Source organism: Actinotalea fermentans, assembly GCF_007991475.1.
Classification (GTDB): Bacteria; Actinomycetota; Actinomycetes; order Actinomycetales; family Cellulomonadaceae; genus Actinotalea; species Actinotalea fermentans.
In genome coordinates this window covers 69,448-92,226 of sequence record NZ_BJYK01000005.1, presented here as the reverse complement: position 1 = coordinate 92,226, position 22,779 = coordinate 69,448, and the positions used below count along the sequence as shown (strand labels likewise).

The 22,779-nt window shown below is 74.5% G+C and carries 19 protein-coding genes; 9 read left to right on the top strand and 10 right to left on the bottom strand.

All coding sequences use genetic code 11. The features are described 5' to 3' along the window. The first annotated feature begins 68 nt into the window (after positions 1-68). Complete coding sequence (locus AFE02nite_RS09490; RefSeq protein ID WP_034245345.1) at positions 69-1,004, top strand: 5'-3' exonuclease; 936 nt, start codon at positions 69-71, stop codon at positions 1,002-1,004. Between the two features lie 48 nt (positions 1,005-1,052). On the opposite strand, the gene AFE02nite_RS09485 is transcribed toward AFE02nite_RS09490, so the two are convergent. From AFE02nite_RS09485 to AFE02nite_RS09470, 4 genes are all read right to left on the bottom strand, one after another. After that, positions 1,053-1,589 (bottom strand): flavodoxin family protein, encoded by a 537-nt coding sequence (locus tag AFE02nite_RS09485; RefSeq protein WP_034245337.1) that lies wholly within the window; start codon positions 1,587-1,589, stop codon positions 1,053-1,055. Between the two features lie 62 nt (positions 1,590-1,651). Continuing rightward, complete coding sequence (locus AFE02nite_RS09480) at positions 1,652-2,386, bottom strand: M50 family metallopeptidase (RefSeq protein ID WP_222594376.1); 735 nt, start codon at positions 2,384-2,386, stop codon at positions 1,652-1,654. A gap of 55 nt (positions 2,387-2,441) precedes the next feature. Beyond that, on the bottom strand, positions 2,442-5,789 hold the full coding sequence (locus AFE02nite_RS09475) for an EAL domain-containing protein (protein WP_186814517.1): 3,348 nt from the start codon (positions 5,787-5,789) through the stop codon (positions 2,442-2,444). 14 nt (positions 5,790-5,803) lie between these two features. Beyond that, positions 5,804-9,289 carry an EAL domain-containing protein gene (locus AFE02nite_RS09470; RefSeq protein WP_146819533.1) on the bottom strand — a complete coding sequence of 1,162 codons (3,486 nt, stop codon included), beginning with the start codon at positions 9,287-9,289 and terminating at the stop codon, positions 5,804-5,806. A 204-nt stretch (positions 9,290-9,493) separates the two neighbouring features. Here AFE02nite_RS09470 and msrB point away from each other — a divergent pair, with 204 nt between their 5' ends. From msrB to AFE02nite_RS09450, 4 genes are all read left to right on the top strand, one after another. Continuing rightward, positions 9,494-9,928 (top strand): peptide-methionine (R)-S-oxide reductase MsrB, encoded by a 435-nt coding sequence (gene msrB / locus AFE02nite_RS09465; RefSeq protein WP_034245348.1) that lies wholly within the window; start codon positions 9,494-9,496, stop codon positions 9,926-9,928. Further along, complete coding sequence (locus AFE02nite_RS09460) at positions 9,925-10,551, top strand: hypothetical protein (protein ID WP_146819532.1); 627 nt, start codon at positions 9,925-9,927, stop codon at positions 10,549-10,551. The genes msrB and AFE02nite_RS09460 overlap by 4 nt, the downstream gene beginning before the upstream one ends. A 396-nt stretch (positions 10,552-10,947) precedes the next feature. Next, positions 10,948-11,568: a DUF47 domain-containing protein gene (locus AFE02nite_RS09455; protein WP_034248062.1), complete on the top strand. Its 621-nt coding sequence runs from the start codon at positions 10,948-10,950 to the stop codon at positions 11,566-11,568. 4 nt (positions 11,569-11,572) lie between these two features. Then, entirely contained in the window at positions 11,573-12,577 is a 1,005-nt protein-coding gene (locus tag AFE02nite_RS09450) for an inorganic phosphate transporter (RefSeq protein ID WP_034248061.1), read from the top strand. 39 nt (positions 12,578-12,616) lie between these two features. On the opposite strand, the gene AFE02nite_RS09445 is transcribed toward AFE02nite_RS09450, so the two are convergent. The 3 genes from AFE02nite_RS09445 to mshD are packed head-to-tail and all read right to left on the bottom strand — an operon-like array spanning position 12,617 to position 16,945. Next, entirely contained in the window at positions 12,617-13,600 is a 984-nt protein-coding gene (locus AFE02nite_RS09445; protein WP_034248059.1) for an NUDIX hydrolase, read from the bottom strand. Continuing rightward, positions 13,597-16,005, bottom strand: coding sequence for an RNA degradosome polyphosphate kinase (locus AFE02nite_RS09440; protein WP_146819531.1), 2,409 nt, complete (start codon positions 16,003-16,005; stop codon positions 13,597-13,599). The genes AFE02nite_RS09445 and AFE02nite_RS09440 overlap by 4 nt, the downstream gene beginning before the upstream one ends. Positions 16,006-16,048: 43 nt before the next feature. Further along, entirely contained in the window at positions 16,049-16,945 is an 897-nt protein-coding gene (gene mshD / locus AFE02nite_RS09435) for a mycothiol synthase (protein ID WP_146819530.1), read from the bottom strand. Between the two features lie 140 nt (positions 16,946-17,085). Here mshD and AFE02nite_RS09430 point away from each other — a divergent pair, with 140 nt between their 5' ends. Genes AFE02nite_RS09430 through AFE02nite_RS09415 form a run of 4 tightly spaced genes read left to right on the top strand, consistent with a single transcriptional unit; the run spans position 17,086 to position 20,341 of the window. After that, on the top strand, positions 17,086-18,168 hold the full coding sequence (locus AFE02nite_RS09430; protein ID WP_052114093.1) for a cupin domain-containing protein: 1,083 nt from the start codon (positions 17,086-17,088) through the stop codon (positions 18,166-18,168). Then, positions 18,165-19,028 carry a fumarylacetoacetate hydrolase family protein gene (locus tag AFE02nite_RS09425; protein ID WP_034249247.1) on the top strand — a complete coding sequence of 288 codons (864 nt, stop codon included), beginning with the start codon at positions 18,165-18,167 and terminating at the stop codon, positions 19,026-19,028. The genes AFE02nite_RS09430 and AFE02nite_RS09425 overlap by 4 nt, the downstream gene beginning before the upstream one ends. Beyond that, on the top strand, positions 19,029-19,787 hold the full coding sequence (locus tag AFE02nite_RS09420; protein ID WP_146819529.1) for a maleylpyruvate isomerase family mycothiol-dependent enzyme: 759 nt from the start codon (positions 19,029-19,031) through the stop codon (positions 19,785-19,787). Between the two features lie 53 nt (positions 19,788-19,840). Continuing rightward, entirely contained in the window at positions 19,841-20,341 is a 501-nt protein-coding gene (locus AFE02nite_RS09415) for a MarR family winged helix-turn-helix transcriptional regulator (protein ID WP_052113762.1), read from the top strand. Here AFE02nite_RS09415 and AFE02nite_RS09410 read toward each other — a convergent pair. The 3 genes from AFE02nite_RS09410 to AFE02nite_RS09400 are packed head-to-tail and all read right to left on the bottom strand — an operon-like array spanning position 20,331 to position 22,775. Continuing rightward, a complete protein-coding gene (locus tag AFE02nite_RS09410) occupies positions 20,331-21,134 on the bottom strand; it encodes an ABC transporter ATP-binding protein (RefSeq protein WP_034247004.1) in 804 nt (267 codons plus the stop codon). The two genes, AFE02nite_RS09415 and AFE02nite_RS09410, sit on opposite strands and share 11 nt — an antisense overlap. Then, the gene (locus AFE02nite_RS09405) at positions 21,127-21,918 is read right to left on the bottom strand and encodes an ABC transporter permease (protein WP_261765565.1); all 792 of its coding nucleotides are present in this window, start codon (positions 21,916-21,918) and stop codon (positions 21,127-21,129) included. The genes AFE02nite_RS09410 and AFE02nite_RS09405 overlap by 8 nt, the downstream gene beginning before the upstream one ends. Continuing rightward, positions 21,915-22,775, bottom strand: a complete 861-nt coding sequence (locus AFE02nite_RS09400; RefSeq protein WP_146819527.1) for an ABC transporter permease — start codon at positions 22,773-22,775, stop codon at positions 21,915-21,917. The genes AFE02nite_RS09405 and AFE02nite_RS09400 overlap by 4 nt, the downstream gene beginning before the upstream one ends. Positions 22,776-22,779: the final 4 nt, after the last annotated feature.

The following is a 22,779-nucleotide window of genomic DNA, read 5'->3' as shown; positions in this document are numbered from 1 at the left end:
CTGTGACCTGTCGGGCCGTTGACCTGTCGGGGCGATGACCTGTCGGGGCGATGACCTACGGTGGCGCCATGCCCGACGCCCGGCCCCTGCTGCTCCTGGACACCGCGTCGCTGTACTTCCGTGCGTTCTTCGGGGTCCCGGAGACCGTCCGGGCCGACGACGGGACGCCCGTGAACGCCGTCCGTGGGCTGCTCGACATGATGACCCGCCTGGTCACCGCCCGTCGGCCGGGCCGGCTCGTCGCCTGCTGGGACGCGGACTGGCGGCCCGCCTTCCGGGTGGCCGCGATCCCGTCCTACAAGGTGCACCGCCAGTCGCCCGACGGCGGCGAGGAGGTCCCGGCGGCGCTCGCGCCCCAGGTCCCGGTCATCGCCGAGGTGCTGGACGCGCTCGGCGTCGCGCGCATCGGCGTGCCGGGCTACGAGGCGGACGACGTCATCGGCGCGCTCACCGCGCGGGAGGCCGCGCGGCCCGCGGCCGAGCGCGCGGCGGTCGAGATCGTCACCGGGGACCGCGACCTGTTCCAGCTCGTCGACGACGACGCCGGCGTCCGCGTGCTGTACACGATCAAGGGCATCGGCGAGCTCGAGGTCGTCGACGAGGCGCGCCTGGCGGAGCGGTACGCCGTCGCCGGGGGGCAGGGGTACGCCGACATGGCGGTGCTGCGCGGCGACCCGAGCGACGGGCTCCCCGGCGTGCCCGGCATCGGCGAGAAGACCGCCGTCGCGCTGCTGCGCCGCTTCGGCGACCTGGCGGGGATCCTGGCGGCCGCCGAGTCCGGCGACCCCGGCCTCACCGCGTCCCAGCGGGGGCGGCTCCTGCAGGCGCGCGACTACCTCGCGGTGGCGCCGGGCGTCGTGCAGGTCGCCCGTGACCTGCCCCTGCCGACGGTCCGCGACGCGCTGCCGCTCGCCCCGGCGGACCCCGAGCGCCTCATGGCGCTCGCCGACCGCTGGCGCCTCGCCTCGAGCCTGACCCGCCTGGTGGACGCGCTGGCACGCTGACGCGCACCGCGTCCCGGTGGGGGGCGCGGTGCTCCTCGGCCGTGCCTGCTACTTGACGCCCGCGCCCACGAGCCGCGCCAGCGCCGAGCCCCACTCGCCGGCGGCCTGCAGCTCGCCGTCGACGAGGCCCCCGTTCTTGCCGTGCACGCCGAAGGAGCGCGGGTCGACGACCGGCCGGCCGCCCATCCGCACGAGGGCCTTGTGCGCGCCCTTCGCCGCGGACCCGGGCAGGGCTGGCCGGACGACCTTGGTGTCGAAGGCGGCGAACCGGGTGCCTCCGAGCGGCAGGCTGATCTCGGCGAGCCACTCGCGCAGCCCCTTGCCGTCCGAGATCACCTTCCCCTCCGGGGCGTCGGCGGCAGCGTCCTGCCGGGTGTTGGGACGACTGAGCCCGAAGGCGTGGGTCGGGGCACCGACGACGAGCAGGTCGATCTGGGGGGAGATCGTGCGGCCGCCGGGGGCAGCCGCGAGCGCGCTGATCTCCAGCACACGAACCGGTCCTACGGGGGCCAGACCTTCGCCGATCGCTTCCGCGATCGCCTTCGTGCTGCCGTACATGGACTCGTATACGACAAGCGCTGTCATGGGGGCCACTGTGCTCGGTCCCAGCCGTGGGCGGAAGGCTCCAGGTGGGCGAGATGTGCGATTCACCCGTTGGGGGGACCGCCGCTCACCTGCGCGACGACGTCGGGCAGCAGGATCGCCGTGCCGGCCAGCGCCGCGGCCACCGTGACGACCAGCAGGACCGCCACCCAGACGACGGCGGGCACGTGCGTCACCGTCGCGAGCTGGTCGGCGTCGGAGGTGCGGGCGCCGGCGCGGCGACGGCTCACGGCGAGCTCGAGCACGGTGCGGGGCGCCGCGAGGAGCCAGAACCAGGCCAGCGTGCAGGCGACGGCGGTCTGCACGTCCGGCGTGGCGTACCAGCTCACCGCCCAGGCGCCGACGCCGCCCGCCAGCACGACCCACAGCCCGAACAGGTTGCGGACCAGCAGCAGCATGAGGGCCAGGGCCGCGACGAGCACCCAGAGCAGGAGCACCGAGCGCCCCGCGGCGACGAGGGCGGCGGCGCCGAGCCCGAGCACCGCAGGCCCGGGGTAGCCGGCCAGGAGCATGAGCGCCATGCCTGGGCCGCGCGGCCGGCCGCGGGAGAGCGTCAGCCCCGACGTGTCCGCGTGCAGGCGGATGCCGGTGAGCCGGCGTCCGGTGAGCGCGGCGACGACGGCGTGACCGGCCTCGTGTGCGACGGTCACGGCGTGCCGCGCGACCGGCCACAGGCCCGGGACCAGGACGAGGGCCGCCGCGACGGCCGCCGTCAGCGCCAGGACGGACGTGCTGGGCGGCGGCTGGACGGCCGTCACGCGGTCCCAGATCTCTCCCACCCGGCCATCGTCGCAGGGCACGCCGGCGCGCGCGGGGTGCGACGCCCGCGCCGCGTCAGCGCTGCGTCGGGACCCTCGGGCCCAGCGGTCGGCCGAGCATGCGCCCCGCCTCCTCGCCGGGGACCGCCGCTGCGAACAGCCAGCCCTGCGCCGTCGCGCAGCCCATGGTCCGCAGCCGGTCCGCCTGCGCGGTCGTCTCCACGCCCTCGGCGACCACCTCGAGCCCGAGCGTGCGGCCCATCCCGACGATGATCCGCACGAGCTCGGTGGTCTGGTGGTCGATGTCGATCTGGTGGATGAACGACTGGTCGATCTTCAGCGCGTCCACCGGGAACGCCCGCAGGGCGTGCAGCGAGGACTGGCCCGTGCCGAAGTCGTCGATGTGCATGCGGATGCCCACCGCGTGCAGGTCGGACATGATCTGCCGCGCCGCGTCGGGGTCGGACATGATGACCGACTCGGTGATCTCCAGGATCAGGCTCTCGGGGCCGATCCCGTGCTGCTCCAGCGCCGTCGTGACGGTGCTGAGCAGCTGGGTGGCCCAGAACTCCCGGTGCGAGAGGTTCACGGCGACGGTGACGGGGCCGGCGTACTCCTGCTGCCATTGCGCGATCTGCGCGCACACCGTGTCGATCAGCCACTGCCCGAGGACGACGATCGTCCCGGTCTCGGCCATCACCGGCAGGAAGTCGGCCGGCAGGAGGATGCCGCGGTCCGGGTGGTTCCAGCGGACCAGCGCCTCCATCTGCGTGAGGGCGCCGCCGTCGAGGGCGACCACCGGCTGGTAGTGGACGACGAACTGCTCCTCGGCCAGCGCGGTGCGCAGCTCGGACTGCGCCCGCAGCCGCCCGGTCGCGCGCAGGTGCATGACCGGGTCGAAGACCGAGGCCGTCCCGCGCTCGGCCTCCTTGGCGTGGTACATCGCGATGTCGGCGTCCCGGAGCACGTCCTCGGCGCTGTCGTAGCCGGTCTCCGAGGAGGCGATGCCCACGCTGGCGGTCACCGCGACCTCGTGGTCGCCGAGGAGCACGGGTGCGGCGATCCGCCGCTGGATCCGCTCGACGATGGTGAGCACGTCCTCGGGGTGGAGCCCGTCGAGCAGGACGGCGAACTCGTCGCCGCCGAACCGCGCCGCCGTGTCGACGGAGCGCAGGCCCTCCCGGAGCCGGTCGCCGATCGTCTCCAGCAGCTGGTCGCCCATGAGGTGCCCGAGCGAGTCGTTGATCAGCTTGAAGCCGTCGAGGTCGAGGAACACGACGGCGAACCCGGCGTCCTCGCGGCGGTGCGACTGCTCGATCGCCCACGTCAGGCGCTCGAGGAACAGGCGCCGGTTGGGCAGGCCCGTGACGGTGTCGTAGAGCGCGGCCTGGCGCAGCTGCTCCTCCAGCTGCTTGCGCCCGTCGACGTCGGAGAGCGACCCCACGATGCGCTGGTGCCCGTCGTCGCCGTCGACCAGGAGGGCGCGCATCGCGAGCCAGCGCGCGACGGTGCCGGGCGGCGCGATCCGGAACTCCACCTCCACCGCCCGCCCGGCCTGGGCGACGGCGGCGACCGTCGTCTCGTGCAGGCGGAGCCGGTCGTCAGGGTGGACGCGGTCGAGCCAGTCGTCGACCGTGACGTCGGCCCCGAGGAGGTCGCGGCAGCGGTCGGACAGGTAGAGCTCGCGGGAGGTGGTGTCGTACTCCCAGAGCCCGTCCTTGGCCGCCTCGGCGGCCGCGGCGTACCGCTCCTCGCTGCGGCGGACGCTCTCGAGCAGGCGCCGCTCGCGCAGCGCGGCGCCGAGCAGCGCGGCCCAGTGGTTGTGCGTCGCACGCCCGGAGCCGAACTCCGAGTCGATCGGGCCGACCACGCAGAGCATGCCGTGGTCGCCGGTCGGGCCCCGCACGGGCACGACGTAGGCGACCTCCTCGTCGGCGCCGGTGCTCGCCTTCGGCGGCACCTCGGTGACCGCCCGGGGCGGGAACTCCTCGTACCGGCAGAGCTGACCGCGCAGGTGGTCGAGGCTGCCGGTCGGGTCGTAGACGCCCTGGATGCGCAGCAGGCCGTCCTCGGGCGGGCCCTCCCACAGGCCCAGGCACCCGGCGCTCGCGGGGACGAGGTCGAGCCAGCCGAGCTCGGCCGGCTCGCTCTCGAGCTCACCCAGCAGGGCGAGCCCGACGTCGTACTGCTGGGACAGCGACTCGGTGAGCCGGTCGACGCGACGCAGGGCCTCGCCCGTCCGCGACGCCATCAGGCCCTCGCAGACCCCGATGGTGCAGTGCTGGATGACCTCGGCCGCGTCGAGGCCCTGCTCGGCGAGCTCGCGCGCGTGCCGCGCGGCGAGCCGCACGAACGTCTCGACGAAGGCGCGGCGGTTCTCCGGTGGTTCGCGGCGGGTCTCGAGGCCGTCGATGGTGGTGCGGATCAGCGTGTCGAGGGCGTGCACGTCGACGTCGGCCAGCCCGATGCGGGCCCGGCCGTCGGAGGGGTCCAGGTCGAGGTGTGCGAGCAGGACCGTCAGCACCGCCGCGGCCTCGCGGGCGCCCTGGCTGCCCGCGTGCGCGACGCCGTCGCCCAGGCGCCGGTCGCCCCGGCGGCAGCCGCACGACTCGCGAGGGACGAAGGTGGTCGGGACCGTGTGCCGGCGGTGCTCGGTGGTCGTGCCGCGAAGGGCGTCCAGGAGCAGCTCGGCGGCGAACACGCCCTGCGCCGAGAAGTCCTGCTGCACGGTGGACAGCGGCGGCTCCGACGTCCAGCCGGCCTCGACGTTGTCGAAGCCGACGAGCGCGAGGTCCTCGGGCACGCGCTTGCCCGCCGCGCGCACGGCCGCCATGACGCCGAGGGCCACCCGGTCGGTCACGCAGAACGCGGCGGTGTAGCCGTCGTCCATCGCGGCGAGCACGCCCGGGGCCGCGGACTCCCCGCCGAGCTCGACGTGGTCGACGGCGGAGACGTGGCGGTGCGGCAGGCCGTGCTCGGCGAGGGTGGCGCGGTACGCGGCGTACCGCTCGGCCATGTCCGTCTGGCCGAGGTTGCCGACGAACAGGATCTTGCGGTGGCCGTGCGCGACGAGGTGCGTGACGGCCTGCCGCACGCTCGAGTCGTTGTCGATGACGACGGTGTCGACGTCCAGCTGCACGTCGTTGCTGACGAGCACGAGCGGCTTGCCGGTCTCGTGCAGCGTGCGCAGGTACCGCTCGGTGGCCGCCCAGGAGATCGCGACGAACCCGTCGAGGTTGGCCCAGCCGGCGGGGGTCAGGACGTTCGCCGCGGACGAGAACTGCTCGGCGGCGCGGCCGGCCTCGAGCGTCTGCACGAGAGTGACGCGGCCACCTGCCGCCGACACGGCGCGGACCACCCCGGCGAGGACCTCGCCGAAGTAGAACCCACCCGTGACGGGGGAGAGCACGCCGATGTGGATCACGCGGCCCCTCTCCGTCATTGGTCGGAACGTTTCGTCTTCGTATCGGCGACGAGCTGACGGGACGTTAGCGGTCCGGGGGCATCTGATGCTGGCACCGACGCGGCGAGCCGCGGAGCGAGCTCGGTGCCGATGAGGGTGTCGGCCTCCTCGGGAGGCAACGGGCGGGCGAAGAGCCAGCCCTGCGCCGTCGTGCAGCCGAGGTCCCGCAGCAGCGCCGCCTGCTCCGGCGTCTCCACCCACTCCGCCTGCACCTGCGTGCCCATGGCCCGGCCGAGCGCCAGCAGCGCGGAGACCAGCGCCGTCGCCTGCTCGTCGGTGCCCAGTGCGGCGATGAACGAGCCGTCGATCTTCAGCGCGTCCACGGGGAAGTGGCGCAGCAGGTGCACCGACGAGTGCCCGGTGCCGAAGTCGTCGAGACGCACCCGCACCCCCGCCTGCCGCAGCTCGGCGATGACGGCGCCCGCCGCCTCGGGGTCCGGCAGGATCACGGACTCCGTCGTCTCCAGGACCAGCGCGGAACCGGGCAGCCCGTGCCGCGCCAGGGCCTGCCGCACGGTGTCCGTGAGGTCCGCCGACCAGAACTCGCGGTGGGACAGGTTGACGGCGACCGTCACGTCCTCGCCGTGCCGGTCGCGCCACACCGCGACCTGGGCGCACACCTGGTCCAGCACCTGGTGGCCGAGCGCGACGACGGCGTGGTTGCCCTCCAGGTGCGGCAGGAACTCCGAGGGCGGCAGCAGCCCGCGCTCGGGGTGCGCCCAGCGAACGAGGGCCTCGAACTCGGTGACCCGCGGGTGGGCGAGGTCGACCACCGGCTGGTAGTGCACGACGAACTCGTGCCGTTCGAGCGCCTGCGCGAGGGCCGACCGCGTCTGCAGGCGGGCCAGGGCGCGCTCGTGCATGTACGGGTCGAAGATGCACGCGGTGCCGCGCTCGGACTCCTTGGCCCGGTACATCGCGATGTCGGCGTCCCGCAGCACGTCCTCGGCGTCCGAGTACGGCGTGGCCGACGTGGCGATGCCGATGCTGGCGGTGACCGTGACCTCCTGGTCGCCGAGGCGCACGGGCGCGCTGATCCGCTGCTGGATGCGGCGGGCGACCACGAGGAGGTCCTCGGGCACCGGGTCGGTGAGCAGCACGGCGAACTCGTCGCCGCCGAAGCGGGCCGCGGTGTCCACGCTGCGCAGGTCGGAGCGCAGGCGCTCGCCCACGACCTGCAGCAGCTCGTCGCCCATGAGGTGGCCGAGGGAGTCGTTGACGACCTTGAACCCGTCGAGGTCCAGGAAGAAGACCGCGAACCGGGCGCTGGCCCGCCGGTGCCGCTGCTCCAGCGCGTGGCTGAGCCGGTCCAGGAACAGCCGTCGGTTGGGCAGCCCGGTCACGTGGTCGAACAGGGCCGCGCGCCGCAGCTTGTCCTCGAGCGACTTGCGGTGCTCGATGTCCGACAGCGAGCCGACGAGGCCCCGCACGCGGCCCGACTCGTCGCACGAGCCGAGGGCGCGGACGACGGCCCAGCGCGTGGACCCGTCGCGGCGCACGAGGCGCACCTCGACCTCGACGGGCAGGTCGGGCGCCTGGACGGCGGTGGCGAGCGCCTCGCGGAGCTGCTCGCGGTCGTCCGGGTGCACGGACGGGATGGTGCTGGCGCGCTCGACGGGCCCCTCGACGTCGAGCAGCTCGCGCGCCCGGTCCGAGACGTAGACGCTGCCGGTCAGGGCGTCCCACTCCCACAGGCCGTCCGCGGCGGCGCGCGCGGCGAGCGAGTAGCGCACCTCGCTCTTCTGCAGGCCTTCGAGGAGGTGCTGCTCGCGCAGGGCCGCCCCGAGCAGCGCGGCGCAGTTGTCGTAGGTCGTGCGGGCCGGCCCGTACTCCGGGTCGTGCGGCGCGACGACGCACAGCACGCCGTGGTCGCCGCTGGCGCCGCGGACCGGGACGACGAACGCGACGGTGTCGCTCGTCGCCTCGGCGAGGTCGAGCACCTCGCGCGGCGGGAACTCCTCGACGGGCATCGTGGTCCCGATCAGGGAGGCCAGGCCGTGCCCGTCGACGTCCTGCACGCCCGCGATCCGCAGCGTCGTCCGGCTGTCGTCCGCCCAGAGGCCGAGGCAGCCCGTGCGCGCTCCGACGATGTCGAGCCAGTGCAGGTTCGCGGGGTCGTCGCCCAGCGGCCTGCCGAGGAGCCGCAGGCCGACGTCGAGCTGCCCGCCGAGCGCCCCTGCCAGGCCCTGCACGCGCTCGCGGTGGTGCTGCGCCTGCTCGCGGGCCAGGAGCGCGGTCAGCCGGGCGACGGTGTACTCGAGCGTCCGGCGGCCCCCCGACGTGCCGGGCAGCCGCGCGGCCGCCTGCGCGACGAGCTGGGCGCTGGTCTGGGCGAAGCCCTCGATGGTCTCGGGCGGCGGCGAGGAGGCGAGGAGCCGCCGCACCGCCCCGCTGATCGTCTCGTCGAGGCGCGCGTGGTCGACGTCGTCGAACGGGAGGACCGCGAGGGCGTCGTCGTCCACCGTGGAGGCCGGGACCGGGGCGTCCGCCGGCCCGACGACGGCCCACAGGTCGCGGGCGAGCGCCTCCGCCTCGGGCCGGCCCGCCGCGGGGACCGCGGCCCGGCTGGGGGGGCACCCGCAGGACTCCCGTCGCACGAACGTGGCCGGCACGGCGGTCCGCTCGTGCGGGACGTCCTGCCCGCCCGCCTCGGCCAGCGCGAGCTCGGCGGCCATCGAACCGACCAGGGCGAAGTCCTGCCGGACGGTCGTCAGCGGCGGGTCGGCGTACCAGCCGACCTCGGTGTCGTCGAAGCCGACGACCGCGAGGTCCTCCGGCACCCGGACGCCCAGGTCGCGCAGGCCACCGATGAGGCCCATGGCGACCAGATCGGTGCCGGCGACCGCGGCGGTCCAGCGGACGGGCGCGGCCGCGACCGCGGGGGCTGCCCCGGCGCCGCCGGAGGCCACCTGGTTGACGGACTCGACCAGCGGCAGCGGCTCGAGCCCGTGCGCGCGCATCGTGTCCTGGTAGGCGGCGTACCGCTCGGCCACGTCGCTCTGCCCGACGTGCCCGACGAACCCGATCGCGGTGTGGCCGTGCTCGACGAGGTGGTCGACGGTGGCGCGCACGCCGGCGGCGTTGTCGACGACGACCGCCGCCCCGTCCACGCCCGGCATCTGGTTGCTGGCCATGACCACCGGCAGCCCAGCCGCGCGCGCCCGGGCCAGGTACTCGTCGCCGGCCGCCCAGGCGATGGAGACGAGCGCGTCGACCTGCGACCACGCCAGGGGCAGCGTCGTGTCGCCGACCGGGGCGACGTGGATGGACCGGGCGGCGTCGACGGTCTGCAGCAGCACCACCCGGCCCGCGCCGGACCCGCGCACGGCGGAGACGATCCCGGAGAGGACCTCGCCGAAGAAGTAGCCGCCCGCCGACGGCGAGAGGACGCCGATCGTCGTCGGGCGACGGTCGGTCCGCGGCGCGGCGGGCAGCCCCTGGGGGCGTGTCGGCTCCGTCACGGCGGTTCCTTCGGACGAGGGCTGGGGGAGGTGGTTCGCATCGGCGGAAGGTCTTACCGGGGTGATCGGCAGTCGCCCCACCGCAGGTGAGTCTTGCAGGGGTGAAGTCTGGGAACGTTCCCGGACGCGCGGGGGAACAGCGGCCCCACGGCGTGCGTTGTGCGTGCGCCGGGGGACGATGGTGGAGGACGGAAGGAGACCGCGATGGCCTACGAGGTCACCAAGCCGGACGAGCAGTGGCGCGCGGAGCTCGACCCGCAGGAGTACGCCGTCCTGCGCCAGGCGGCGACGGAGCGCCCGTGGACGGGTGAGCTCCTCGACGAGAAGCGCCTCGGCACCTACCGGTGCCGCGCGTGCGGCGCCGTGCTGTTCCGTGCCGAGACGAAGTTCGACTCGCACTGCGGCTGGCCGAGCTTCTACGCCCCCACCGCCGACGACGCCGTCGAGCTGATCGAGGACCGCAGCCTCGGCATGGTGCGCACCGAGGTCCGCTGCGCCCGCTGCGGCTCCCACCTGGGCCACGTGTTCGACGACGCCCCCCAGACGCCCACGGGCGACCGGTACTGCATGAACTCCGTGTCCCTGAGCTTCGAACTGGTCGATGCACCCGCGCCCGACGACCCGACGGGCGGCCGGTGACCGAGCGTCGGCAGCCGCGCCGGCCGGCGAGCCTCGACCAGTACACGGCCGAGCAGCTGCCGGACGGCGCGGACCCGACCGAGCGCGGCGAGGTGGCGCACCGCGCCGCGCGGGCGCTCGTGGCGGGTGGCCGCGCGAGCGACGACCCGCAGGTGCACGACCGGCTCGTCCGCCTGGTCGAGGCCGAGGGCCTGGACACGGTGGCGGCGCTGTGGGCCGACAGCGCACCGGGGACGCTCCCGGGCGCGCTCTGGCGGCTGTACGCGCTGCGCGAGTGGGTGCGCCGGGACCCGCGCACCATCGCCGAGCGCTACCGGCTGGGTACCCAGCGCGCGCACGTGGCCGACGCCGTCGCCGGGGTCGCGAGCCCGCCGGGACCCGCGGAGGTGATGGCCGTGGCCGACGCGGTGCTGTCGGGGGTCTACACGGCGGACCTGGCCGTCGCGCTCGAGCGCGCGGGGGCCTTCTGCCGGGTGCTGGTCACCGGTTCGGCGCTGGACGCGGACCTGGTCGACGACGTCGACCTCGCCGGCCGCATGACGCGCGGCGCCTCGGGCCTGCTGCGGACCGCCGAGGAGCTCGAGGATGCCGCCCGTCTCTGGCGCGCGGGCCGCCTGGACTGACCCGGCCGCGGTATTCCCGGGCGGGCCGTGAAGGTTCTCACCTCGGTGCCGGGTTTCCGCCGCGGCGAGGGGCACTTACAGTGGGGGGACGACGCCGGGCCGCGGTAGCCCCGGGCTCCACTTTCCGCCGCTTCGAGCGGCCACGCGCCGAGAGGCGCTCCCGGCCCGGCGTCGTTCTCACCTCCCGCGGATGCCGTACGCCCGCGGCTGCTGCACCCCCGCAGATGCCGCCCCGCGGGCCCTGCGGGCGGCAACGCCCGGCAAGCACGAGGTGGACCGGGTATGAACAACCCGTGGCGCGGCGGTGAGAGCGCGACACCCCGGCGTTTGCGCGAGAGGCCCTCGACTGCCCTAGCCTGAGTCGACCGTGTGCTCTTCAGGACCGGGAGTCCCCTCGTGAGACTGCGCCTCACCCCGCGCAACGCTTCCTTCTTCGACCTCCTCGCCGAGTCGGCCAGCCACTTGGTGCGCGGAGCCGCGCTCCTGGCCGAGCTGCTGGGCGCGGACAAGGAGGACCGCAAGGCCATTGCCACGAAGCTCCGCGAGGCGGAACACGACGCGGACGAGGCGACGCACACGATCATGCGCAACCTCAACCAGACGTTCGTGACGCCGTTCGACCGGGACGACATCTACGGCCTCGCGAGCCGCCTGGACGACTGCATGGACGCGATGGAGGAGGCCGGGGACCTCGTCGTGCTCTACGAGCTCGGCGTGCTGCCGGAGCTGATCATCAAGCAGGTCGACGTCCTGCAGCGCTGCGCGGAGCTCACCGCCGACGCGATGCCGCGCCTGCGCTCGATGAAGAACCTCACCGAGTACTGGGTCGAGATCAACCGGCTCGAGAACGAGGGCGACCGGACCTACCGCCGGCTCGTCGCCGAGCTCTTCAACGACGGCCTCGAGCCGATCCAGGCGATGAAGCTCAAGGACGTCGTCGACACCCTGGAGGCGGCCGCCGACAGCTTCGAGCGGGTGGCCAACACGGTCGAGACGATCGCGCTCAAGGAGTCCTGAGCACGTGGAGCTCGTCCTCGTCGTCGTGGTCGTCGCGTTCGCGCTGGGGTTCGACTACACCAACGGCTTCCACGACGCCGCGAACGCCATCGCCACGTCGGTCTCGACGCGCGCGCTGACCCCCCGCGCGGCGCTCCTCATGGCCGCGGTGTTCAACCTCATCGGCGCGATGCTCGGCACCGAGGTGGCGCACACCATCGGCAGCGGCATCATCGACATCAACGAGGCTGACAGCCAGCACCTCGGGCTGGTCATGGTCCTGTCCGCCGTCATCGGCGCGATCGTGTGGAACCTCATCACGTGGTGGTTCGGCCTGCCGTCGTCGTCGTCGCACGCACTGATCGGCGCGCTCACCGGCGTCGGCATGGCCGCCGGGATCACCGTCCACTGGTCGGTGATCCTCGACAAGGTCGTCATCCCGATGGTGCTGTCCCCGGTGATCGGGTTCACCCTCGCGTTCTTCCTCATGGTCGCCCTGCTCTGGATGTTCAAGAACGCCAACCCGCACAAGGTGACCCGGCGCTTCCGCATCGCGCAGACCGCGTCCGCCGCGGCGATGGCGCTGGGCCACGGCCTGCAGGACGCGCAGAAGACGATGGGCGTCATTGTGCTCGCGCTCGTCGCGGGCGGCCTGCACGACGGCGACAGCATCCCGCTGTGGGTGAAGCTCGCCGCCGCCTCGGCGATCTCCCTGGGCACCTACTCCGGCGGCTGGCGGATCATGCGCACGCTGGGCCGCCGCGTCATCGAGCTCGACCCCGCCCGCGGGTTCGTCGCCGAGACGGTCGCCGCCTCGGTGCTCTACACGACGGCCTTCGCGTTCCAGGCGCCGGTCTCGACGACCCACACGATCACCTCGGCGATCATGGGCGTCGGCGCGACCAAGCGGGTGTCCGCGGTGCGCTGGGGCGTGGCGGGCAACATCGCGATCGCGTGGGTGCTGACCATCCCGGCCGCGGCCTCCGTCGCGGCGCTCATGTACTGGCTGCTCGCGGCCATCATCGGCTGACCGGCCCGGCCCGGCCGCCGCGACGTCCGTCCGCGACCCCTACTGGGGGTGCGGGGGCCGGTGCGTCTCCACGGCCACGACGCGCGCGTCGGGGCCGCGGCCCGCGACGTGCGCGACCAGCACCTCACCCGTGCGCAGCCACGGGTCGGCGTCGGGCACCGTGCCCGTGGTCCAGCGGCGGGTGGCGTCGGACAGCGCCGGGAGCACCGCGCCCAGCGCCGGCCGGTGCGTGCAGACGACGGCGTCCCGGGCCTCGGCGAGCAGGCCGGCGACCAGCTCTTCCGCCCGGCTCGGGTCGGTGCGCACGGCGTCCTCGGTGAGCGCGTCGACCTGCTGCGGGGTCAGCCCCGTGCGCGAGGCGTAGGGCGTCATCGTGCGCAGGCAGCGCGCCCACGGGCTCGTGACGACCTCGGCGACGCCGAACGCGGACAGGACCTCCACGAGCGCTCGCGCCTGCGCCTCGCCCTGCGCGGTGAGCGGCCGGCTGGCCTCCCCTCGCGTCCACGCGGACCGCTGCTTGGCGCGGCCGTGGCGCGCGACGGCGAGGACCCGCGTCGCGAGGCGCCCCGCGGCGTGCAGCTCGGTGACGACGGCGAGGGGCTTGCGGTCGGTCGGGCGGGTGAGCAGGTCCGCCGCCGTCGGCGCGGAGACCCACACGACGTCGTCGATCTCGGTGAGCGGGGCGCTGTGCACCAGGTCGCGGGCGTCCAGCGCGGCGGCGTCGGCGTCGGTGGCCACGCGGGCCGCCCAGTAGCGCACCTCCTTGCGGGAGCCGTCGGGCATCCGGTAGCGCAGGGTCGGCAGCGGCGCCCCGAGCACGACGGGCGTCCCGGTCTCCTCGGCCACCTCGCGGCACGCGGCCCCCGGCACGGACTCGCCGGGGTCGAGCTTGCCCTTGGGCCAGGACCAGTCGCGGTAGCGGGGCCGGTGGATGAGGGCGACCTCCAGCCGCCCGCCGCGCTCACGCCAGGGGATGGCCCCCGCGGCGTGGACGACGGGATCCGCGGCGACGCGGCCGCTCACCTGTCGCGCGCCGGACGGCGGCGCTGGTGGCGGGCGATCAACGTCTCCTGGAGGTCGCGCAGCCGGTGGCCGTGCGTGTCGCGCGCGTGCCGGCGCCACGTGCCGTCGGGCTCCAGCCGCCACGACGCGGTGTGGTCGTCCATGGAGAGGTCGAGGAGCTCGATGAGCTCGGCGGCGTGGTCCGGGCCGACGCTCAGGAGCACCTCCATCCGGCGGTCGAGGTTGCGGTGCATGAGGTCGGCCGAGCCGATGAGCACCTCTGGCTCGCCGTCGTTCGCGAAGGCGTAGATGCGCGCGTGCTCCAGGAAGCGACCGAGGATCGAGCGCACCCGGATGGTCTCCGAGAGGCCCGGGACGCCCGCGCGCACGGCGCAGATGCCCCGCACCACCAGGTCGATGGGGACGCCGGCCTGCGACGCCCGGTAGAGCGCGTCGATCGTCGCCTCGTCGACGATCGAGTTCACCTTGATCCGGATCCACGCGGGCTTGCCGGCCAGGTGGTTGACCGTCTCCCGCCCGATCCGCTCGATCAGCCCGGTGCGCATCGCGCGCGGCGCGACCAGCAGGCGGTTGAACCGCGCCTTGGGCGCGTAGCCGGAGAGCTGGTTGAACAGGCGCGTGAGGTCCTGGCCCACCTCGGGGTCGCACGTGAGGACGCCCAGGTCCTCGTACAGGCGCGCCGTCTTCGGGTTGTAGTTGCCCGTGCCGACGTGGCAGTAGCGGACGAGCCCGTCGTCCTCCTGGCGCACCACGAGCGAGAGCTTGCAGTGCGTCTTCAGCCCGACGATGCCGTAGACGACGTGCACGCCCGCCTGCTCGAGCTTGCGCGCCCAGGAGATGTTGGCCTGCTCGTCGAACCGGGCCTTGATCTCCACGAGCGCGAGGACCTGCTTGCCCGCCTCGGCCGCGTCGATGAGGGAGTCGACGATCGGGGAATCGCCCGACGTCCGGTAGAGCGTCTGCTTGATGGCCAGCACCTGCGGGTCGGCCGCGGCCTGGGCGAGGAACGCCTGGACGCTCGTGGCGAACGAGTCGTAGGGGTGGTGCAGCAGGATGTCGCGGCGACGCATCGCGGCGAGCACGTCCGTCGCCATCGCCGTCTCCACCTCCGCGAGGCCGCGGTGGGTGCCGCCGACGAAGCGCGGGTAGGACAGGTCCGTCCGGTCGAGGTCGGCGATGAGGTCGAGGCCGGTGAGGTCCAGCGGCGCCGGGAGCTCGTACACCTCGGCGGGGTCGACGCCGAGCTCGCGCGCGAGCAGCTCGCGCACGCGCGGCGCGATGTCCTGCGCCACCTCGAGCCGCACGGCCGGGCCGAACCGCCGGCGCAGCAGCTCCTTCTCCATGGCCTGGAGGATGTTCTCGGCGTCGTCCTCCTCGACCTCCACGTCCTCGTTGCGGGTGACGCGGAAGGTGTGGTGCTCGCGCACCTCCATGCCGGGGAAGAGCTGGTCCAGGTGGACCGCGATGACGTCCTCGAGGGGCACGAACGACGTCGGCCCCTTGGCCGGGTCCGCGGCCCGCGTGCTGGGCGCGCTCGGCTTGCCCCGCGCGTCGACGGCGATGAACCGCGGCAGCAGCGGCGGCACCTTCACGCGCGCGAAGTGCTCCTTGCCGGTGGTGGGGTTCACGACGACGACGGCCAGGTTCAGCGAGAGCCCGGAGATGTAGGGGAACGGGTGCGCCGGGTCGACGGCCAGGGGCGTCAGCACCGGGAAGATCTGGCGGCGGAAGAACTTGCGCAGCCGCTCCTGCTCGGCCTCGCCGAGCTCGTCCCAGTGCACGAGCGAGATGCCCTCGGCGTCCAGCGCGGGCTGGACCGAGTCGAAGAACACCGACGCGTGCCGGTCCATCAGCCGGTGGGCCTCGGCGCTGATCGCGTCGAGGACCTGGCGCGGGGTGAGGCCGGAGGCTGCGGTGACGGCCATGCCGGTCGCGATGCGCCGCCGCAGGCCGGCCACGCGGACCATGAAGAACTCGTCGAGGTTCGAGGCGAAGATCGACAGGAAGCGCACCCGCTCGAGCAGGGGCAGCGCGGTGTCCTCGGCGAGCTCGAGGACGCGCTCGTTGAACTGCAGCCAGGACAGCTCGCGGTCGGCGAACCGGTCGGCGGGCAGCGGCTGGTCCGGCGCGAGCGCGGGGGCCAGGGCGGCGCTCAGCTCGGCCCCGGCAGCGTCGGACCCTGCGGCGTCGGCAGGCACGGTGTCGGCGAGCGCGGCGCCGTCAAGCGCAGCGTCGTCGCCGGGTGTGCCGTTGCCTCCGGGCGCGGCCGGGGTGACCGGGACGCCCTCCTCGACGAGTGCCGCGGCGTCGGCGGCCGCCGTCGCCTCCTCGGCCGCCTGGTCGGCGGACTGCTGGGGGTCGGCGTCGGGGGCGACGGCGCGGCGGGTCCGCGGCTGCGTGGTCATGGCGTCATCGTCGCATCGCCCGGGGGTGGGTGCGCCAGTGGCCCTAGCCGTACTGGACGTCCCGGCGGACGACGGCGAAGCCGGCCCGACGGTACGTGGCGACGGCGGCGTGGTTGTCGCCCTCGGTGAAGAGCACCACGCGCCGCAGCCCTCGAGCGGCGAGCCGCTGGAGCGAGACGGCGGTCAGGGCTCTCCCGAGCCCGAGCCCCTGGGCGTCGGGGTCCACGCCGAGCACGTACAGCTCGCCCTCGTCGGCCCCGGGCTCGACCTTGAGCCAGGTGAAGCCGACCACGCGGCCGGCGCGCTCGGCCAGCACCAGGTCCTCGGCGCGGAACCAGGGCTCGGCCCGACGCGCGGCGAGGTCGCTCGCGCTCAGGCGGCCCTGCTCGGGGTGCCAGTCGAACGCCCGCGCGTTGACGGCGAGCCAGGCGTCGTCGTCCAGCCCGGGGCGGTAGGCGCGCAGGGTGACGCCGTCGGGCAGCGCGGGCGACTCGAAGGGGCTGCCGAGGTCGCGCGCCATCTGCCACAGCTCGCGGCGGACGGCGAGCGCGGCACGCGCGGCGAGCGCGCGGGCGCCGACGAGGTCCCCGTGCGCCCAGACGAGGGTCGGTCCCAGGCCGAACTCGTCGCCGACCGCCCGCACGGCGGCGAGGAGCGCGCGCCCGATGCCGGCGCGGCGCGACCCCGGCACGACGGCGAGCTCTGCGCTCGCGAGCGGCCCGCGCAGGCCGACGACGGCGTACCCCGCGAGCCCGCCGTGCCTCTCGGCGACGAGGTGGACGACCTGCGCGCCGGGGTTCGCCAGGTCGAGCAGGGCCTGCTCGCCGAAGGCGGCGACCCCGTCGTGCGCCTCGACCGACTGGGCGAGCGCGCGGACCTGGTCCGCCGTCGTGACGGAGAGCGGGCCGTCGTGCCGGTGGACGGGCGCGGGCGTCGCCATGCGTCCATCACACCATGGGCGCGGCGCGATGCGTGGCTCGGTCGGTCGTCGTCAGGGGTTTCGCTTGGCGCCGCCCGGGCTTATCGTTGGCATACCAACGAACGGCGACGACGCCACTCGAGGAGGCCCCGGTGCAGCAGATGGACGGCACGGCCGACACACCCGAGCTCCAGCAGCTCTACGCCGACTTCGAGGCCGGCAACCTCTCCCCGCTCTGGACGCAGCGGGACGACCTCATGCCCTTCACGCCGTCGCCGAAGGCGGTGCCGCACGTGTGGCAGTGGCGCACGCTCTACGAGCTCGCGCGCCGCTCGGGCGACCTCGTCCCGGTCGGTCGGGGCGGCGAGCGCCGCGCCATCGGGCTCGCGAACCCGGGCCTGCCGGGCACCGCGTACGCGACCCCGACGCTCTGGTGTGCCATCCAGTACCTGGGCGGCCACGAGACCGCGCCCGAGCACCGGCACAGCCAGAACGCGTTCCGCTTCGTCGTCGAGGGCGAGGGGGTGTGGACCGTCGTCAACGGCGACCCCGTCGCGATGCGCCGCGGCGACCTCCTGCTCACCCCGGGCTGGAACTACCACGGCCACCACAACGACACCGCGGCCCCGATGGCCTGGATCGACGGCCTGGACGTGCCGTTCTCGCACTACGCCGACGTCGGGTTCTTCGAGTTCGGGTCCGAGCGGGTCACCGACGAGGCCTCGCCGCCGATCTCGCGCTCCGAGCGGCTGTGGGCCCACCCCGGCCTGCGCCCGCTGTCCGGGCTGGACGACCAGACGAGCTCGCCGCTCGCGGCGTACCGGTGGGAGTTCACCGACCGGGCGCTCACCGAGCAGCTGCGGCTCGAGGACGAGGGGCACCCCGCGACCGTCGAGCAGGGCCACGCGGCGATCCGGTACGTCAACCCGACGACCGGCGGCGACGTCATGCCCACCATCCGCTGCGAGTTCCACCGCCTCCGCGCCGGCGCCGAGACCCCGGCGCGCCACGAGGTCGGGTCCGCCGTCTGGCAGGTGTTCGAGGGCGACGGCACCGTCGTCCTGGGCGACACGGAGCACAAGGTGACCACCGGCGACCTCTTCGCGGTCCCCAGCTGGGTGCCCTGGTCGCTGCACGCGGACAGCCAGTTCGACCTGTTCCGCTTCACCGACGGCCCGATCATCGACCGGCTGCACTTCACGCGGACGTTCGTGCCGGGCCGGCGCAACGAGGACCTGCCGTGACCGAGCTCCGCCTGGGCACCCTGCGGACGGGCGGCGGCCGGACCGTCGCGGTCCGGGTGGACGCGGCGACGGCCGTCGAGACCGGGCACGACGACGTCGGCGACCTCCTGCGCGACCCCGCCTGGCGGGCGCTCGCCGCGGCCGCCGACGGGCGCCGCCACGTGCTCGCCGACCTGCCGCCGACGGCCTGGGCGCCGCCGGTCCTCCGGCCGTCGAAGATCGTCTGCGTCGGGCTGAACTACGCCCGGCACATCCGCGAGATGGGCCGCGAGCTCCCGGCGCACCCGACGCTGTTCGCCAAGTTCGCCGAGGCGCTCATCGGCCCCTACGACCCGATCGTCCTGCCGGCGCACGCCGCCGACGCGGTCGACTGGGAGGGGGAGGTCGCCGTCGTCGTCGGGGCGCGGGCGCGGCGCCTGGACGAGGCCGCGGCCGCGCGCGCGATCGCCGGCTACGCGGTGCTCAACGACGTGACGATGCGCGACTACCAGTACCGGACGCCGCAGTGGCTCCAGGGCAAGACCTTCGAGGCCACGACGCCGTTCGGGCCGTGGCTGACGGTGCCCGCCGAGGGCGGGGACGCGCCGTCCGGCGGGCCGGTGGGGGAGCTGGTGACCGCCGTCGACGGCGAGGAGGTGCAGCGCACGCAGGTCGCCGACATGGTGTTCGGGCCGGCCGCGCTCGTCGCGTACGTGTCGCAGATCGTCACGCTCAACCCGGGCGACGTCATCGCGACCGGGACGCCCGGCGGCGTCGGGCACGCGCGCACGCCCGCCCGCTACCTGCGGCCCGGTCAGGTGCTGACCACCTCGGTGACCGGCCTGGGCGAGCTGCGCAACGACGTCGTGGCGGAGGCCTAGGTGCCGGCGCGGACCGACCGGACCACCGACCCGGTGCTGCGTGCGCAGCTGCTCCTCGCGCGGCGCGGCCAGGCGTTCTTCTCCCGCGCGCTGAACGAGCTCCTGGGCGACGAGCTCGACGCGCCCTCGCTCGTGCCCGGGTGGACGCGCCGGCACGTCGCCGCGCACGTCGGGCTCAACGCGCGCGCGCTCACGCACCTGACCGAGTGGGCCGCGACCGGCGTCGAGACGCCGATGTACGCGTCGCCCGCCGATCGCGACGAGGAGATCGCGTTCGCCGCGACCCTGCCCGCCCGGGCGCTGCGCAACCTGTCCGCGCACGCGGCCGTGCACCTCGACGTCGAGTGGCGCGACCTCGCGCCCGAGGCGTGGGAGGCCCAGGTGCGCACCGCCCAGGGCCGGGTGGTCCCCGCGCGCGAGACCGTCTGGATGCGCACGCGTGAGGTCTGGGTGCACGCCGTCGACCTCGACCACGGCGCCTCGTTCCGGCAGTTCCCGCCGGAGCTCGTCGACGCCCTGCTGGCCGACGTCGTCCGCGTCTGGCGGAGCCGACCGGCGGGCGCGGCGGTCCCGCCCCTGGTGCTGGAGCCGCTCGACCGGCCGGCGGACGCGACGCTCGTCGTCGGGGACGACGGCGAGGGCGCGGTCCGGCTGCGCGGGCGCGCCGCCGACCTCGCGCAGTGGGCGACCGGCCGCGGCGCGCGCGGCGTGACGCGCGCCGACGGTGCGCCGCCGCCCCCGCCGCCCCGCTGGCTGTGAGACCCCGCCGCGCCGGGCCCCGCGCGCCGGTGCGGACCGGGGAGGATGGGGCCGTGACCGACGCCCCTGCCCTCGACGGCCCTGCTCACGGCCCTGCGCTGGATCTCGCCCACCACACCGGCTTCCTCGTGCGGCGGACCCAGCAGGCGCACCTGGCCGTGTGGGCGGCCGAGGTCGGGCCGCGGCTGAGCAACGTGCAGTTCGGCGTGCTCAACGTGCTGGCCCGGCTCGGCGAGGCCAGCCAGCGCGAGCTCTGCGACGCCCTGGACCTGGACCGGTCGACGGTCGCGGGGCTGGTCGCGCGCCTGGAGACCCGGGGGCTGGTCGCGCGCGTGCGCGCCGCGGCGGACCGCCGCCGCAACGTCGTGCGCCTGACGGACGACGGCCGTCGGACGCTGCGCGACGCCATGCCCGACGCCGCGCGCGTCGACGCCGTCCTGACCGCGCCGCTCACCCCTGACGAGCGGGCCGAGCTGCAGCGGCTCCTGACGGTGGTGCTGGCCGCGCGCCCGCCGCAGCAGGGGTCGGACGCGCGGCCAGATCTCAGGGCGTAGGAGCCGTCTCGGCGCGCTTGGCCCGCTGGATCTGCTCGTACACGTGCGTGCGCAGCTCGGTGAACCGGGGCAGCGCGCGCGTCGAGAGCTGGTCGCGCTGCGCCGGCAGGTCGATCGCCAGGTCCTCCTGGACGAACGTCGGCGAGCTCGACAGCACGAGCACGCGCTCGCCCAGGTAGACCGACTCGTCGATGTCGTGCGTCACGAAGAGCACCGTCACCCCGAGGTCCTGCCAGACCCGCCGCACGAGGTCCTCGAGATCGGCCCGCGTCTGGGCGTCCACGGCCGCGAACGGCTCGTCCATGACGAGGATCTCCGGCTGGTAGGCCACCGCGCGCGCGATGGCGACGCGCTGCTGCATGCCGCCCGACAGCTGCCACGGGTACTTGTGCAGCACCTGCGACAGGCCGACCTCCTCCAGGGCGCGCTCGACGGCCGTCGTGCGCTCGGCCCGCGGCACGCCCCGGGCGCGCAGCGGAAGCGCGACGTTGTCGCGCACCGTGAGCCAGGGGTAGAGGCTGCGCCCGTACTCCTGGAAGACCACCGCCATCGTGCGCGGGGGCTCGGTGACCGGGGCGCCGTCGAGCGTGACGCTGCCCGCGGTGGGGGCCAGGAGCCCCGACAGGCACTTGAGCAGCGTCGTCTTGCCGCAGCCCGAGGGGCCGACGATGCAGACCAGCTCGCCCGGGCGGACGTCGAACGTGATCGACCCGATCGCCTCGACGGGCCCGGTCGCGCTGACGTAGGTCTTCTTCAGGTCCTGGACGGACAGCAGGACGGAGCGCTCAGCCACGTGCCACCTCTCTCGAGCCGTGGTACCAGTGCAGGACCCGCCGCTCCACGACGGTGAAGATCGCGGCCACCACGACCCCGACGAGGCCGAGCAGCAGGGTGCCGCTCCACATCTCGGCGATCATGTACTGCCGCTGGAAGTAGACGATCTGGAAGCCCAGCCCGGACGACGACGAGAACATCTCCGAGATGACCATGAGGATGAGCCCGATCGCCAGGCTCAGCCGGACGCCCGCCATGATCTGCGGGCTGGCGGCGGGCAGGATGAAGTACCGGTACGCCAGGGGGCCGCGGATCCGGTAGGACCGCGACGTGTCCGCGAGGACCGGGTCCATCGCGCGCACGCCCTCGACGGTGTTGAGCAGGACCGGCCACACGCTGCCGGAGATGATGACGGCGAGCTTCATCGAGTCGCCGATGCCGAGCACGAGCATGAGCACCGGGACGAGCACGACCGGCGGGATGGCGCGGAAGAACTCGAGCATGGGCTCCAGGAGGGCGCGCAGCCAGGGCGTGGAGCCGATGACCGTGCCCGCCACGATGCCGATCGCGATCGAGGCCAGGACGCCGATGCCGAACCGCGCGAGGCTGGGCAGCACGTCGCCGGTGATCGTCTCGGGGTCGAGCCACGTGTCGACGAAGGCCTGCGCGACGCGCGCCGGCGACGGCAGGTACAGGTTCACGGTGTCGCGCGTGGCCAGGGCCCAGCCGAGCACGATGAGCACGGGCAGGCCCACGGCGAACGCGAACGATGCCGCGGCCCGACGGATGGTGGCGCCGCTCACTGGGGGCCCTCCCTGCGCACGGACGGGTGCCAGTGCAGGACCCGCCGCTCGATCGCGCGCGTGCCGAGGTTCACCAGGAGGCCGAGCAGGCCGGTGACCAGGACGAGCGCATACAGCCCGGGTGCGTCGGGCGCGGAGCGGTACAGGTTGATCTGCAGGCCGATGCCGGGGTTCCCGATGACGAGCTCGGCCGTGATGGTGAGCACGAGCGCGATGGACGCGGCGAGCCGGAAGCCCGTGATGACGTACGGCAGCGCCGTCGGGAGCACGAGGTGGCGCAGGCGGTGCCAGCGGCCCAGCCCGAAGCTGCGGGCGGTGTCCTGGGCCACGGTGTCGACATCGGCGATCCCGTACATGACCTGGATGAGCACCTGCCAGAACGGCGCGTAGACGACGACGATGAGCGCGGCCTCGCGCGACAGCCCGGCGAGCAGGACGGCGAGCGGGATGATCGCGACCGAGGGGATCGGCCGCAGGAACTCCACGGTGGTGTGCGTCGCCCGGCGCAGGAACGGCACCAGCCCGATGACGGTGCCGAGCACCAGCGCGGCGGACACCGAGAGGGCCAGGCCGATGGCCCAGGTGAGCACGGTGTCGCCGACCACCGACCAGAGCTTGGTGGTGCCGAGCTCGGTGACCAGCCTGCCGACCGTCGTCGTGAACGTCGGCAGGTACTCCTGCTTCACGACGCCGGACCGTGCGAACAGCTCCCACGTCGCCCCGAAGCCCAGGACGCCGAGGAAGCCCAGGAGGGCCTTGCGGCGGCGGCGGGACCGCGTGCGGGGCGGGCGTCCGGCCGGTCGCCCGGGGGCAGGCACGGCGGTGCCCGCTGTGGCTGCAGCGGGCACCGCCGTCATGGTG